This is a genomic window from Moraxella sp. CTOTU48717 (assembly GCF_032057165.1).
In the GTDB taxonomy this organism is placed as follows: domain Bacteria; phylum Pseudomonadota; class Gammaproteobacteria; order Pseudomonadales; family Moraxellaceae; genus Faucicola; species Faucicola tetraodonis.
On record NZ_DAMBBC010000011.1, the window covers coordinates 1 to 14,918 of the forward strand.

The following is a 14,918-nucleotide window of genomic DNA, read 5'->3' on the forward strand; positions in this document are numbered from 1 at the left end:
CTACAGTTTGTGGCTGTAGTCGCTGCCAGTGAGTGCGTATTATACGCTTTTCTTTCCCCCTGTCAATACCACTACGAAAAGTTTTTTCATTTATTTTGCAGTTGTTGATAACTCCCTTTATTTTGTGGGTATTTACTGCCATTTGATATATAATTGAATATATTGTTTAAGCAATTTTTCGTTAGGCGATGTTCGGTGGTTTTGCGGTTGTCGTCTTTCATTTTTTTATATTCATGTCAGAAAATATGTGAGGGCAAACAATGTCTGTACAACCTCCTTCCCCTGCTGGTAATGATTTTAGACTACCTGTCCACCAAGTAGATGCCACTAAAAAACGCGTACACCCCCGTTTTGTGACGGGTTTTTATCAAAACATCCGCGTTGTAAGTATGTATTTTTTATTGTTGTTGTTTTTGGTGTTGCCATGGATTCGCTATGGCGGACACCAAGCAATATGGTTTGATTTCTCGGGTTCTAAGATTGTGCTATTTGGGCTAACTTTTTTACCCCAAGACGTTTTTATTTTTGCGTTTTTCTTTATGGTTGCTGCCTTTTTATTGTTTATGGTGACCGTTTATGCCGGTCGTGTGTGGTGTGGCTATGCCTGCCCACAGACGATTTGGACGCATATGTACCAATACACTGAGAAGCTTATCATCGGTGATCGTAATAAGCAGTTTAAATTAGATAAAGCGCCTTGGAATGGCGAAAAAATCATGAAACGCGGCTTGGTGTATCTGATTTGGTTTATCATGGCGTTGGTGACTGCATTGACGTTTAGTAGTTATGCCGTTGGGACTGATTATCTTTATCATAGTTGGCAATGGTTTGGCGGTATTCCTGTACCAGATTGGACGCCATTAACTTGGGTTTCGGTACTTATTTTTACCTTTGCGACATTTGCCAATGCAGGCTATATGCGTGAGCACTTTTGTACCCATATTTGTCCCTATGGCCGCTTCCAAAGTGTGATGTTCGATAAAGATACGTTAATTGTAACCTATGACTATAAACGTGGTGAGCCACGTGGCGCGCGTAAAAGAGGCGGTGAAGATGAGAATTTAGGTGACTGTATCAACTGTCTGATGTGTGTGCAAGTGTGTCCGACGGGTATCGATATTCGTGATGGTTTGCAAGTTGAATGTATTCAGTGCGCGGCCTGTGTCGATGCGTGTAATTACATCATGGATAAAGTCAATAAACCACGCGGTTTGATACGGTATAGTACCGAACGCCAATTGGTAGAGAATGAGCCAAGTAAAATTTTGCGTCCACGGTTTTTTGCTTATTTGGCGGTGATTGCGTTGTTGATTGGGACGGGGGTTTATTTTTTAACCAGCCGTGTACCACTGCAGATTGATATTCGCCGTGACCGTAACCAGTTGTCGTCAATCAATGCGCAAGGTTTGGTAGAAAATAACTACATCATCAAAATTACCAATAAAACCCAGCAAAACCATGATTATGCGGTGACGTTGACACCACAACCCGGCTTAAAACTTGATAGTCGCTTTAAAACCATTCCATTAGAAGCAGGCGAAAGTTATGACTTCCCTGTCAGTGTGCTGGGCGATCCAAAAGTGATTACCCAAAGCAATATCCCTATCCAAATGCAAGTGGTGAGCGTGGATGATGGCGGCAAATATAAAGCGGTAAAAGATAACGTATTTACCACAGATAAATAAATTTAATTGCCTAAAGAAGCTGATTTTGATAATCGGCTTTTTTTGTGCCAAATTATTGGCGCACGTTATTGGGGCATGGGTTTTTCTGCTATACTAGCTTTTTGATTGTTATCTGCTGAGTGGTCTATGGCAACACCAACAAATTCTCCTGCTTCATCAACTTCTAATCAGTCGATATCCAAACTTTGGTATAAAAATTATATGGTTTGGATTTTTGTTATTGGTTTGCCGCTATTTGTGGTAGTCGCCTGTATCTGGTTCGTGTTTTACTCGGTGAGAATCCAAGACTCCACCGTGCGTGATGACTGGTACATGGATGGTAAGACCTTATATGCGGATGTGTCCAAAGACAAACTGGCGCATGATTTGGGGCTAACCGGTCAAATGCTGATTAGTCATCAGGCAGTCAATTTTAAACTTGAGGCGCCCGCTAGTGACAAGTTTAAAGCACCTGAGCAATTGGCAGTGGAGATTTCCCATGCCACCCAAAAGCAAAAAGACCGTGACATTATTGTCAAACGGTTAAGTGATGGCAGTTATGCGGGCAATGTGCAGCTAGATCCGTCTAAAGGCAAATACTATATTGTGGTGCATGACCCAGCCAATAGCTGGCGGCTGCGTGCGATTGAGGAATTGCCGATGGCGAAGTCGATTGCCTTTAAGCCACTAACTGCGTTTGATAAAAAATCTTAGTTTCAGTCAACTAATTAGAGGTACTGGGTTACAGGTACTAGGTTACAGCTACTTGGCTTCCTTGTACCTTTCATAAATATCCTCATCAGTAAAATGCTAAAAAATCTTGCTGGATATTTAGAAGCCCCTGCTTGTTAGTTAAAAAAATGGTAACTGAGGGTAAATTTTTAACAACTCTCCCAAATCCCCACTTGTCCTTCGTGCAATTTTGGCACACCGCCAAGCACGCGCCACGGCATGGTCGTGCCATGAAAATCACTACCGATAGACACCTTTAACTCATGCTCTTTAATCACTCTATCGACCATATGGCGGGTTGAAGTCGGCTCATTGCTGGCGGGCAATTCCACCGCATCGCCACCGCTACTGGCAAAATCTGCAATCAGTTTACGCACTTTGTTGGCGGTTAAATTATAACGGGTCGCATGAGCCAAAGACGCTTTGCCACCACACTCATGAATCAAATTGATGCAATCTTTAAGCGATAAGCCATCGAGTGCCACATAGCAAGGTTTATGGTCAGCCAAATAGCCGGTAAAGGCTTTTTGCACATCACTCACCAAGCCTTGATCCGCCATCACTTTGGCAATGTGGGTACGACCGACCGCTTGCGGATTACCTTTGGCTTGCACTAACACCGCCTGCCAAATCTCATCCATTGGGCGTTTAAAGGTACTTGCCACACGCTCGCACATCGCATAGCCGCGCGTTTCTCGATTGGCTTGGATGGCAGCGAGTTTGCTATGCATTGTTTCGATATCACCAAAGCCGTACCCCAATACATGAATCACTTTTTCATTTTGGGCAGGTTTTTTGGAGTAGCCGCCCATGACACGATGACGACAGCTGATTTCGACACCATGAATCAGCGTCATACCAAGACTTTCAGCGGTTTGGCGCGCCTCAAGGATACCAAGTACCGTATCATGGTCGCTTAAGGATAATACTTTCACCCCTTTATCATGCGCTTTTTGCACCACTTCGCTTGGGCTAAAAGTGCCATCTGAGCGGGTACTGTGGCAGTGCATATCAATCGGAAGTTGGGTATAAATAGGACTGCTAGACAAGATATCGAGATTTAAAGAATTCACAAATACGCCTTAATTACAAAAGCTGGTTGCCAACAATAGGACAAAAAGGGGTTAAGACAAAGAGGGGTTAACTCTGCGCTGGCTCGCTCACAAGGGCACGTGATTAATGAAGCAAGGAAAATCGCAAAGTTACTTTTCGATTTTAGCATATCCGTGTAAACTAGCGGCTAAGATTTTTGTTAGAGATGACTATGAGCGGTTTATTGGATTTGCTACCTTTACTGGCATTTTTTTACTTTTCCAAACAGCAAGGGGTATTGGCAGGTGCGGCGGCGTTATTGATTACCACACTGGTGGTATATGTCGTGCATTTTGCCCGGCAAAAAGGCAAGCTCAATAAACAGCAGTGGGTCACGCTGATTTTAACCGTGGGATTTTGTGGGTTAAGCTTAATTTTCCATGACGAAGCATTTTTAAAATGGAAATCAACCGTCATCAATAGCGTATTTGCGGTTGCCCTCATTATCAGTGTTGCGATAGGTAAACCGCTATTAGAACTGGCAATGAAAAATGTGTTTCGATTGACCCAATCGGGCTGGAATAGACTCACCCTTGCTTGGGCAGGGTATTTCTTGCTGATGGCAGGTTTGCAATATTATTTTGCGTTTTTTACCAACAACGATACCTGGATTAATTTTAAAAGCTGGGGATGGATACCGGTGATGCTCGTGTTTTTAATCGGGCAATTTGTGTTCTTAAAAAACCATCTAAATCCAGATATACAGCAACAAATCAATGATAAAGGAAAAAACTAAAGGAGAATATGGATGGCACTTTATATTATTATTGGTCATGACGTCCCTGATAGCCTTGAGCTACGCAAACAATTCCGTTCTGCTCATCTTGAGCGTCTTACGCAGTTAGATGAGCAGCGCCGTCTCATCATCGCAGGCCCTACGCCAATTGCGCATGGAGAGCCTGAAATGAGTGGCAGTGTATTGGTCGTGGATTTTGACAGCGATGAAGCAGTGCAAGCTTGGGCAAGTGAAGAGCCTTACTTATTAAATGGTGTGTATAGTCATGTGGATATCAAACCCTTTATCCAAGTTTTTCCTAAATCAGTGAGTTAATGTTGGGTTTAACAGTTGTTTGTAGTACAAAATTGGTAAAGTCTGGGTGGTGATAGGTGGTAAGCATGAAAAAATTAGTGGGCACGTTGGCAAGCGGCGCAGTGTTATTGACGGTATTACAGGTGACAAGCCTGACCCATGCAGCACCGCAAGTTGTCGTCACTGACCCAAAAACAGGACAACCACTCGCCAAACAGCCAGAGATTGCCTCAAGCGTTGCCAGTAGCACCTCACCCATGCAAAACCCCAAACAACCTACCCTTGCCCAGCTCAACCAGCCCACTGACAGCCAGTTGTCTAAAGCCAACCAACAACTATTGGCAAAAAATGCTGAATTACAAAACCAAGTCGATAGTTTAAATACGCAGGTCAAAGTACTTATCAATGAGCGCAGTGGACAAATTTTTATCTACGGGGCGGTCACTGCACTGCTCAGTGGGATACTTGGTATCGCACTGGGCTGGATGGTCGCGGGACGTAAAGGTCGTTGGTAATCGACTTTATAAGACTGACATTGACTTGCTATGATGCCAAATAACCAAACCGACTTGCCAAAAAAGCCCACCGTCGCCATCATTGGCGCGGGTCCTGCTGGCTTGATGGTGGCAGATTATCTGCGCCAGTTTGATGTTACAATCCACGTATTTGAACAAAAACCTTCCCCTGCCCGCAAACTGTTGATGGCCGGTAAATCTGGACTCAATATCTCGCACGCTGAGCCCGTTGATACCTTTGTCACACGCTATCAGCCCAACGACTGGCTAACGCCGCATATTGAAGATTTTAATGCGGCGCATATCCGTGATTTTATGACCCGCTTGGGGATTGAATCTTTTGTTGGCTCGACAGGTCGCATCTTTCCTACCATGATGAAAGCCTCGCCACTGCTGCGGGCGTGGTTGCAAGCGCTGCAGCAGGATGGTGTAACGTTTTTTTATCGGCATAGCTGTGACAACATTGAGGGCAAGCAAGCGACTTTTTCGGTAGTGCATGAAAGCGGTAACCTGACTGTTAGCAAAAGCTTTGATGCGATTGTGTTGGCAACGGGCGCGATGTCATGGTCGCGGCTCGGTAGTGATGGCAAATGGCAGGCATGGCTCAGCGATACAGAATTGACGCCGTTCTATGCCAGCAATGTCGGTATCTGTCGCCCACTGTCACAGCCTTGGTCAGCGCATTTGCACCGCGATTTTGGCAAAGCGTTAAAACGCGTGAAAGCTCAGGTGACGTTGCCCGATGGCAAAATTGAGCAGGGTTTTGGTGATATTATTCTCACCCATTATGGTATGGAAAGCGGGCTGATATATCGGCTCAATCGTGCCATGCGCGAGCAATTAAATCATACGGGCAAGGTATCACTACAACTTGATTTGCTGCCTGATGTGTCTGACGAAAAATTATTGAGTAGTTTAAAAAACCCCAAAAAACAATCGCTAGCTAACCTTTGGCGAAAGGCGGGACTTGATCCGGTCAAAATCGCCTTACTCAGAGAAATCGTCGCAAAAACGCACTGGCATGATGCCGATAAAATGACAAAGGCAATCAAGCAGTTAACGGTAGAATTCGATAGTTTTCGACCGATTGAAGAAGCAATTAGCTGTGGCGGCGGGGTAAAACGTACAGCATTAACCGAGGATTTTGCGCTAAAATCCAATCCTTATGTGTTTTGCTGTGGCGAAATGCTTGATTGGGATGCGCCAACGGGTGGCTATCTGCTGACGGCTTGTTTTGCCACAGGTCGAGCCGCCGGACAAGGCGTGGCGCAGTTTTTAGCGTTATCCAAAAAATTGACGCAATGCACTTGACGCAATGCATTGGACGCAATGCACTTGACATAAGGCACTTGACATAAGGCACTTATCGGCTGTGCAGATAGCGACTGTAAAAGTAGGCAAGCAGCAGCACGAGCGCACAAATCGGTAAGCAGACAGGCAAAAACAGCGGATTTTGCATACCGCCGAACACTACCATCAATGAGCCCAATGCCGCCAAAATTGGCGATATCACACCCAATAACATACTTTTGATATGACCTTGTTGCCATAATCGAAACACCGCAAAGTAAAATACCAAATACAGCAAGTAACTTACCACAATCGCGATTTCTGAGATATCCATATCGCCAAGCAGCTGACTTTTCATCACCACATAATGCACAGCCGCCCAAAACATAGATAAGGCAAAACCTAGCAGCGCTGAAGCAACCGATAGCTGATAGTTGGGCGAGACGTGACGCAATTGCGCGCTAAACGGAATCAATGATTTGAGCGCTAAAGAATGGGGCAGACGAATCAGCCCTAATACCAAGCCATTCACCGTACCCATCACCGAAATCACCACAAATACCAAAAAGGCCTTGGCAGCGGTTTCGCCAAATAATTGGGTTGCCACCACATACACGCTTTCATCACCCAATGCCATCACTTGCTCGGCGCCTAGATACGAGGTGAGTCCAACAAAGTACAGCAAATAGCCCAATAAAATCAACATAGGCGCGACGACTAAGGCAATGGGTAAATTACGTTTGGCATGTTTGATTTCCCCTGAAATACTGGTAGAGACCACCCAGCCATCAAACGAAAACGCAATCGGACCGATGGCGCCGAGCCATGCCAAAGACTGGGTCGCTTGACGCGCAGATTCACTTGGATGAGTTAACGCAGCCACAGGGTCACCATATACAAACGCCATCACCCCTAGCACAAATAACGGAATTAATTTAACGACAGTGGCAAAGACTTGGAAACGCCCTGCAAACACTGCTGCCATCACATTAAACAGATAACAAATGACAAACCATGTCAGACCGATGCCCATTTGTAATTCAAGCGATGCCTCTTTCACCCCAAATAACAGGGCGGTGTAAATACCTACTACCCACGTCACCACCACGCCAAGCGTCGGGTAATACAAAAACAATTGAAACCAGCCAATCATGGTAGAAAAATGTGGACTGACAAATTCATCGGCATAGCCAATCAAGCCGCCGTGGGCATCGGTACGTTTTGCCAGCTCAGCAATCGATAGCGAACCAAAAATAATCGCCACCGCTGCCAATACAAAAACCACCACGCCCAATGCCACATTGCCATTGGTATATTTTAAAACATTGTCTGCCTTAAAAAATATCCCTGAGCCAATCACAATCCCCACAATCATTGCCAATGCGGTGATTAGGTTATAACGCCCGTTACTTGATTGATTCATGTTGTTACCACACCCAAAAAAAGCTGCATGCCATGTTGCAACGATAAAAAATCAGTTATGCTATACCCCCTAATCGCTGTTTTCAAGTCTTGTATTAGTAATATTTTACTTAGCACTAACTTTTAGTTATTTATTATGGATCACTGATGCCACAATCTAGCCAACCTCCTGTCTCAAGCACTACCCCAGCATCAACCATTCAAACCGCCAAACTGCACTGGCAGTTAGACGATAACGGCGTGACTGTCCCCCTCTCTAGCGAATTTGATGATGTTTATTTTTCCAAAACGGATGGCTTGGCAGAATCTCGCTATGTTTTTATTGATGGCAACGACTTAGCCACTCGCCTCGCTAATTTGCGGAACTTTGAACGATTTGTCATCGGTGAAATTGGTTTTGGTACAGGGCTTAATATCTTGGCTATTTGGCAACTGTGGCAACAAATCAGACCTGACAATCACAGCCATTTACATATCATTACCACCGAAAAATTCCCCTTAAGCAAAACTGACCTTGAACAAGCGCTGAGCGTCTGGACAGCGCTTGCTGGGTTATCACAACAGCTCATTGACAACTATCCACCGCCACTGGCTGGCTGCCATCGTTTGAACTGGTTTGATGAACGATTGACGATTGATTTATGGCTTGGCGATGCGACGAGTAGTTTGTCGCAAGTGACTGGGCAAGGTAAAGTCGATGCGTGGCTGCTTGATGGGTTTGCGCCGAGCTGTAACCAAGAGCTTTGGTCAAAGGATTTATTGGCTCAAATCGCAAGATTATCCAAACCTCACACGACTTTGGCGACATTTAGCGTGGCAAGCGCAGTCAAACAGGGGCTAAAACATCACGGTTTTACTTTAGCCAAACGTAAAGGCTTTGGCAAAAAGCGAGAAATGCTCACCGCAAGCTTTCAACCTAAGTTAACATCCGCCAGTTTTTGCGAGCTTTATTTTCGCTATAACAAGAAAATTAAACCATTTTTTGTCACCCTACCCTTTACTGACACGTTTGAATCCCGACGTCGTCAGCGTCGAAAAGCCAATAACGTTAAAGGCTTTAAACTACCCAATTTTTCTGCTATTACAAAACCGCTGTCTGTGGCGGTGATTGGCGCGGGTGTGGCGGGGTTAAGCAGTGCGTATGCCTTAGCCGCCCGTGGACACAAGGTCACCATTTTTGATAAAGCGCAACCATTGGCAGGGGCATCGGGCAACATCCGCGGTTTTCTTGCGCCAAAACTTACCAGCCTAAAACGCCTTGAAACCAATCTACATGCGATTGGTTATTTGGCAAGCTGTCGATTTTACCCTTATTTGACCGCACAGACCGGTATTAACATCCTACAGACCACCGGCTGTTTGGATTTACTCTCACACAATCGCTTACATCTTGATGAAGTCAAAGATTTTCCCATTGAATTTGCCCGTTTATTGACCGCCGAACAAGCCAAAGCAAAGGTCGGTTATGAGATTGGGCAAGCAATATTTTTGCCCAATGCCGGATTAATCACTACCGCAAACTTTGCCAACGCTGTTTTATGCCACCCCAATATCAGCTTTCAAACCGAGGAATTAACCTATTTTCAGCAAGATTGCGACCAAATGCTATTAACATTCACTGAGCGTCAGCAGTTTTTTGATCATGTGATTTTGTGCATGGCATTAGACACCTGCGATTTTCTACCCACCGTCAAACGCTTTAATCACAGCCGTGGGCAAGTGACGTGGTTTGCTGTCGATGCGCATGATAAAGCACAGTTGCCAAAAATGCCGCTAAAGTATGGCAGTTATTACGCCAGTTTTAATGAAAACAGTAAGCTTCATGTCATGCTTGGGGCAAGTTTTGTTAGGGATACCTTGGATACCACGCCAGCAGTTGCTGACCATCAGATGAATGTGGCTGATTTGGCGTGTGCAGTGCCCGATTTGGTCAACAACACCGATATATTTACCGTCGAAAAAAACATACCCCATTGGCAGGGTCGCGCCAGTATCCGCAGCCAAACCGTGGATTATCTACCCCTAGTTGGGCAGGTGTGGCAAGCGGGTTATGAAAGCAAAAGCCGAGTCTGGATCTTTTCGGCATTGGGGTCAAAGGGCTATGCTTATGCGCCGATTTGTAGTGAGCTATTGGTCGGTTTACTGTGTGGGGAAATATTGCCGTTAGCTAACAACATGGTCAACAGTTTAAGCCCCAATCGCAAGGTCATTCGACGCTAAGTTATTTTCTCAGCAGTTTTTGATAAATCAAACTGCGTAAACTATTTGGCAATAATCGCACCGGTAAGCGAATGGCGAGATTTTTAAGCAATTGCGCAATAGGCAAAAACCCTTGTTGATAAAAGCTTTGCTGAATAGCCCACTCGTAACGGGCATACGCCAAGCCCCCGCGCCGTTCATACATCGCATCCCCTGCCCGTGCATACACCAGCACCTCGGACAAATTGGCAAACTGATAGTCAGCGACCAACAACCGCACCCACAAATCATAGTCTTCAAACAGCGGCGCATGCCGATAGCTACCGACCGCTTGTACCGCTGATTTTTTGAAGGCAACCGTCATGTGGTTGATAGGATTGCGCGACTTGGCTGCGGCAAAAATTGCCTCGTGTGAGGTTGGCACCGTGCGAGATTTTTTCCCCTGTGATAGCTGCTTTTCAAATTCAATGATTTGCCCGCCCAACACGTCAATTTCGGGATGATTTTGGATAAAGTTGATTTGCTGCTCAAAGCGGTTAGCCACACAGATATCATCCGTATCCATACGCATGACCCAGTCATGTTGACAAGCGTTTAGACCTGCATTCAAGGCTTGTCCAAGCCCGACATTTTTTGTTAAAGCGATAATCGTTAACGGTAGTTGCGGCTTAAACTCTTGTACCACTTTTTGCAATGCCACATTGATGGGACCATCAAAAACCAACACAATCTCATCGGCTTGGCGTGTTTGATTGACCAAGCTGGCTAGACATTCGGCTAGAAATTCGGGGTTTTCTTTGTCGTATAGGGACATCAATACAGAAAATTTCATGTTAATTCATCCAGCCAAGTCAATGCCACATCCTTTTTTACTTTACGCGCAAACCAATAGCCGTCAAATTTCGCCCGCTCAAGCTTTAATAAATCCAAATAAATCGGGCTATTGCCATTATTCACATTTTTGTCAAAAATAATCAGTCGGCGGTTATCATTGCTTAGGCGAATTTGATTGGTTAATTTTTCAGTAATTAGGGTTTGAAAAAAATGCTCATCAGGCACCAGTTTTTGACGGAAAAAATCACTGTATTCATCGGTAAAAGGCATAATTTTCTCCCAGTCTGCACGCGTCACTGAAAACCACTGTGAGCCAAAATAAATGGACGAGTGATAGGGTTTTACTTTTGCCACGCCTTGTTGCAGTTTGGTGATGATTTTGCCCGTCAATTGCCGTTGCCAGTCGCTGTCAGCATGGGGACTGTCCATAATAAAGCGATACGCATACTGTGGTGCCATCTCGCAGGTCATCATCGCCTGAAAATCAAACCGCTGTTGCCACTGTTTTTCTATCACTTCAAATGGTTGTAACACCACATCTTCACCGCTTAACAGGTGAAAATAAGCATTGTCCTCATTGGCAAACGCTGTTTCAAACAATTTTAACGTCGCTTCAATTTGGCTAAACCCGCCCCAACGTACCGATATCCTGTCGCTCAGCAAAACGACATTGGCTAGCTGTGCAGTCTGAGGGTCAGGAAAATAATCGGATTTAGCATCCATATGCACATAGAAATTGACATTGGGCTGAATTTTCGCCAGCTTAATAAAATAACTGATATCTTGATGGGCTTGAACCAGCACGGCGTGTTTTTTCATGCAGTTACCCTTTGAACTCATTTAGATTATCTGCGTCATCTAGATTTATGAGGGTAAAACCACGACTGCCAAGAAACTGATACGCATCAGGGAATTTATCCCACAGCGTTTGGGTATACACCATAAAAACTTGGGTGCGGGGGAATTCTTTGAGCGAGAACACGGCAGTGCTGATAAAGGTATAAATTTCAAAGCGTTGATAGGGGTTTTGTTGCAATGCCTCGCTTAGATAATCTTCAATGATTTTATCGCTATCAATCACTGGCAAAATGTGGCTAAAATCCAAGTTTTCTCGCGGGTGTGGACAAAATGCGTCAAGGTGAAATGCCTTGACCATTGTTTCTACAATATCAGCATAAGCTTTGTCACCGATAAAATTGTCGAGGGCTTGCCCCAATAACAGCCGTTTTACCGGCAAATTCTCATCTGGCTGATGGTCTACTTTATCAAACAAATAAACGGGATGGGTAGCGTCTATGATATTTTTTTCATGGGGAAAAATGGTGAAATGTTTTTTGGAGATAGCCAAAATACTAGGGATACTGGGATAAGTAATGCCCACGGCGTGTTTAAACAGTTGTAATGGCAAGGATTTTGGTAACGGTTGAAAATAGCTAGAATTGGGGAAAATATTAGCGGTGCCGTCATCAAAGGTATACAGCTGTTGGAATTTTACTTTAGAAATAACATATTGCAAAAACAACACGTCAATACTGGCAAGATAAACGTTTTCGATAGGTTTTTGCCAAATATCAAGCGTGTTAAGTGTGGTTTTGATGTGGTTTAGGGTGGCAAAACGTTCGCCCCAGGTTTTATTGTTTAGGTCGATAAAGGCGGATTTTTCGCAGACTTGCTCAAGTTGTTCAAAATAATAGCGGTGTTTGGGCTCGCTTTTTGAATGAATGCCATACGGCAAATAAAGCCCAATAAAGGGGGTACTGTGTTGCTTAATAATTTGCTTGGCAATCAACACTTGCAAGGGGGTGATACAAATAATGAGATTCATGGCGTTTTTTTGACCTTTTCCACCTGCAGCGTATAATAATATAACAGCGGCAAAATCACCACGCCACTAATAATAGTCGCATATGGCACCACCGCCAGTGATACGCCACTTAACACCCACAAGGCAAGCAAATATACCAGCGTTGAGATGACGGAACACAGCGAAATTTGGGCACTTTTGGCATGATAAAACAAAAAATTCACCAACAATAAATACGGAATCATCAGCGAAAACGCCAGTACAAACATCACCACATAATACTGGCTTTGGGCAAAATCTGCCCCCAATAGCCACGCCATCAATGACGACGGCATCGCCCAAGCCATGGCAGTCAACATAACAGGCACCATCAAACTTAGCCAAAACAGTCGATGCAATTGCATCACTGTCATGCGCTGCGATTTTAGCCGTTCATATAAGTGAGGCACCAGCGCAGAATTGACCGCCATAATCACAATGGTCAAGCTACTAGCGACTTGCACCCCTGCCGAATATACGCCTAGCTCATGACTGCTAAACCGCTGGTGAATCAACACTCGGTCAAGTTGCCCTTTGATGGTATAGCTTAACCCATGTAACAGCAGCGGCAAGCCTAGGGTTAAAATATAACCCAGTCCCAGTTTGAGCCGTTTTGGGGTAAAGCGAAATTTGATAGCAAATTGGTATTTTGCCCACGCCAACGCTGCCACAAAAGTAAACCCATGCGCCAAGATAATCGCGATAAGACGCTGGGCAACTTTATCCGTGGTATCGCCCGCAAAAAACTGAAAAATCAGCACCGTCCATAGCAAATTGCCCAAGGCTAAGCCCAGTTGGATGGTGAGATAGCTAAACGGGCGCTTTTGGCATTGCCGCAGTGCCAGTTGGTTTTGAATCAAGGTTTGCAAAAAGGCAGTAAAAAAGCAGTAAAATAGCAATTCACTACGTAACAGCCAACTAATCGCTGTGCCAATTAGCAGCACGCCCACGCTATATAGCCCGCCTGCCAATAAGATATTGCCCAGCCCATGCCTGCCATACACATAAAAATAACGGGTCAAAGCGCCATTTTGCGACAGGCTCATGGCGATTACAATAAATGCCGTGAGCGATAAATAATAGGACAAATCACCAAAGCCCGTGGTGCCTAAGACCCGTGTCAAATAGGGCAATAGCAAAAATGGCACAGCTTTGGCGGTCATCTCGCCCACCACATAAATCAGGCTGTCTTTGAGCAAGGCAGAGTGTGTTAAACGTTTGATTTTATTTAACATTACCTTTCAAGGACATCCCACGAGGTAGCGGTATTGGCGTGGATATCCGTTAGCACTTTTTTGCCCATTAATTCATCATAAAACTTCGGGGCAAGCCCAAAGCCAGGGCGAACGCTACGGATACAGCTTTCATCAATCACATCCCCTGCCGTCATGTCTTTGACAAAATACAGTGAACGGCGAAATTGCGCATTGCCGATTTCGCTTGATTTTCGCCCATAGTCCACTTGTCCGAGCGACTGCCAAGCGGTTTTGCTATCACGGCAGAGCGCGGTGAGTTCGTCTTTTTCCAGTGAAAAGCTGTCATCCGCCCCGCCGCCATTGCGATCTAGGGTGACGTGTTTTTCAATGATACACGCCCCCAATGCCACGCTTGTCACGGCGGTGGTGTTGTCAAGCGTATGGTCGGATAAGCCAATCGGCACGCCAAAACGGCGCTGCATATCGGTGATGGTACGCAGGTTATAGTCCTGTGCGGGAGCTGGGTAGCCACTCACGCAGTGCAATAACGCAAGCTGCTTGCAGCCGCCATCACGAGCGGCGGCAATCGCCTCGGCAATTTCGGTTTGGTCCGCCATCCCTGTGGAGATAATCATTGGCTTGCCGGTACTTGCTACATATTTGATAAGCGGTAAATCAATGGCTTCAAACGAAGCGATTTTGTACGCTGGCGCGTTCAAATCCTCGAGCAAATCCACCGCAGTAAAGTCAAACGGTGAGCTAAACATGGTGATACCGACTTTGTGGGCGTGCTCAAACAATGGTTTATGCCAGTCCCACGGCGTGTAAGCTTCTTGGTACAAGTCATATAAGGTACGCCCGTCCCACAGTCCCCCATGAATTTGGAAGTCAGCGGCGCTGCTGTTGAGGGTGATGGTATCTGCGGTGTAAGTTTGCATTTTGACCGCATCAGCACCGCACGCCTTTGCCATGTCAATGATACGGTAAGCGTTATTGATGTCGCCGTTGTGGTTGGCGGACATTTCAGCAATGATATATGGCGCATGGTCAATGCCGATTGGGCGATTGTTAATGCTGAAATTTTGATTCATATTTTGATTC

At 45.2% G+C, this 14,918-nt stretch carries 14 protein-coding genes; 7 read left to right on the top strand and 7 right to left on the bottom strand.

The genetic code is table 11. From position 1 onward, the window contains the following. The first annotated feature begins 260 nt into the window (after positions 1-260). Both ccoG and RT084_RS07725 read left to right on the top strand, forming a co-directional pair. The gene (gene ccoG / locus RT084_RS07720) at positions 261-1,685 is read left to right on the top strand and encodes a cytochrome c oxidase accessory protein CcoG (protein ID WP_312385863.1); all 1,425 of its coding nucleotides are present in this window, start codon (positions 261-263) and stop codon (positions 1,683-1,685) included. A 126-nt stretch (positions 1,686-1,811) separates the two neighbouring features. Further along, positions 1,812-2,378, top strand: coding sequence for a FixH family protein (locus RT084_RS07725; RefSeq protein ID WP_040403153.1), 567 nt, complete (start codon positions 1,812-1,814; stop codon positions 2,376-2,378). Between the two features lie 167 nt (positions 2,379-2,545). Here RT084_RS07725 and RT084_RS07730 read toward each other — a convergent pair whose 3' ends face one another. After that, positions 2,546-3,469, bottom strand: coding sequence for a PHP domain-containing protein (locus tag RT084_RS07730; protein WP_312385862.1), 924 nt, complete (start codon positions 3,467-3,469; stop codon positions 2,546-2,548). Positions 3,470-3,660: 191 nt separating this feature from the next. Between RT084_RS07730 and RT084_RS07735 the strand changes: the two genes are divergently transcribed. The 4 genes from RT084_RS07735 to RT084_RS07750 all read left to right on the top strand — a co-directional run bounded on the left by RT084_RS07735 (position 3,661) and on the right by RT084_RS07750 (position 6,344). Continuing rightward, positions 3,661-4,224 (top strand): inner membrane-spanning protein YciB, encoded by a 564-nt coding sequence (locus tag RT084_RS07735; RefSeq protein ID WP_007115181.1) that lies wholly within the window; start codon positions 3,661-3,663, stop codon positions 4,222-4,224. Between the two features lie 12 nt (positions 4,225-4,236). Further along, the gene (locus RT084_RS07740) at positions 4,237-4,539 is read left to right on the top strand and encodes a YciI family protein (protein WP_007115180.1); all 303 of its coding nucleotides are present in this window, start codon (positions 4,237-4,239) and stop codon (positions 4,537-4,539) included. Between the two features lie 65 nt (positions 4,540-4,604). After that, entirely contained in the window at positions 4,605-5,033 is a 429-nt protein-coding gene (locus RT084_RS07745) for an SH3 domain-containing protein (protein ID WP_007115179.1), read from the top strand. A gap of 30 nt (positions 5,034-5,063) precedes the next feature. After that, entirely contained in the window at positions 5,064-6,344 is a 1,281-nt protein-coding gene (locus RT084_RS07750) for a TIGR03862 family flavoprotein (protein ID WP_312385861.1), read from the top strand. Between the two features lie 52 nt (positions 6,345-6,396). Here RT084_RS07750 and RT084_RS07755 read toward each other — a convergent pair whose 3' ends face one another. Then, positions 6,397-7,746: an APC family permease gene (locus RT084_RS07755; RefSeq protein ID WP_312385860.1), complete on the bottom strand. Its 1,350-nt coding sequence runs from the start codon at positions 7,744-7,746 to the stop codon at positions 6,397-6,399. A 146-nt stretch (positions 7,747-7,892) separates the two neighbouring features. Between RT084_RS07755 and mnmC1 the strand changes: the two genes are divergently transcribed. Beyond that, complete coding sequence (gene mnmC1 / locus RT084_RS07760) at positions 7,893-9,965, top strand: FAD-dependent 5-carboxymethylaminomethyl-2-thiouridine(34) oxidoreductase MnmC1 (protein WP_312385859.1); 2,073 nt, start codon at positions 7,893-7,895, stop codon at positions 9,963-9,965. Position 9,966: 1 nt separating this feature from the next. Here the strand turns inward: mnmC1 and RT084_RS07765 are convergent, their stop codons facing one another. From RT084_RS07765 to pseI, 5 genes are read right to left on the bottom strand one after another with little or no spacing between them, the layout of a single operon-like run. After that, positions 9,967-10,776, bottom strand: coding sequence for a glycosyltransferase family 2 protein (locus RT084_RS07765; protein ID WP_312385858.1), 810 nt, complete (start codon positions 10,774-10,776; stop codon positions 9,967-9,969). Then, entirely contained in the window at positions 10,773-11,597 is an 825-nt protein-coding gene (locus tag RT084_RS07770) for a beta-1,6-N-acetylglucosaminyltransferase (protein ID WP_313098946.1), read from the bottom strand. The genes RT084_RS07765 and RT084_RS07770 overlap by 4 nt, the downstream gene beginning before the upstream one ends. 4 nt (positions 11,598-11,601) lie before the next feature. Continuing rightward, positions 11,602-12,603 carry a glycosyltransferase family 52 gene (locus RT084_RS07775; protein ID WP_313098950.1) on the bottom strand — a complete coding sequence of 334 codons (1,002 nt, stop codon included), beginning with the start codon at positions 12,601-12,603 and terminating at the stop codon, positions 11,602-11,604. Continuing rightward, positions 12,600-13,856, bottom strand: coding sequence for an oligosaccharide flippase family protein (locus RT084_RS07780; protein WP_313098952.1), 1,257 nt, complete (start codon positions 13,854-13,856; stop codon positions 12,600-12,602). Before RT084_RS07780 ends, RT084_RS07775 begins: the two co-directional genes overlap by 4 nt. Then, positions 13,856-14,908, bottom strand: a complete 1,053-nt coding sequence (gene pseI / locus RT084_RS07785; RefSeq protein WP_312116490.1) for a pseudaminic acid synthase — start codon at positions 14,906-14,908, stop codon at positions 13,856-13,858. Before pseI ends, RT084_RS07780 begins: the two co-directional genes overlap by 1 nt. Between the last annotated feature and the right edge of the window lie 10 nt (positions 14,909-14,918).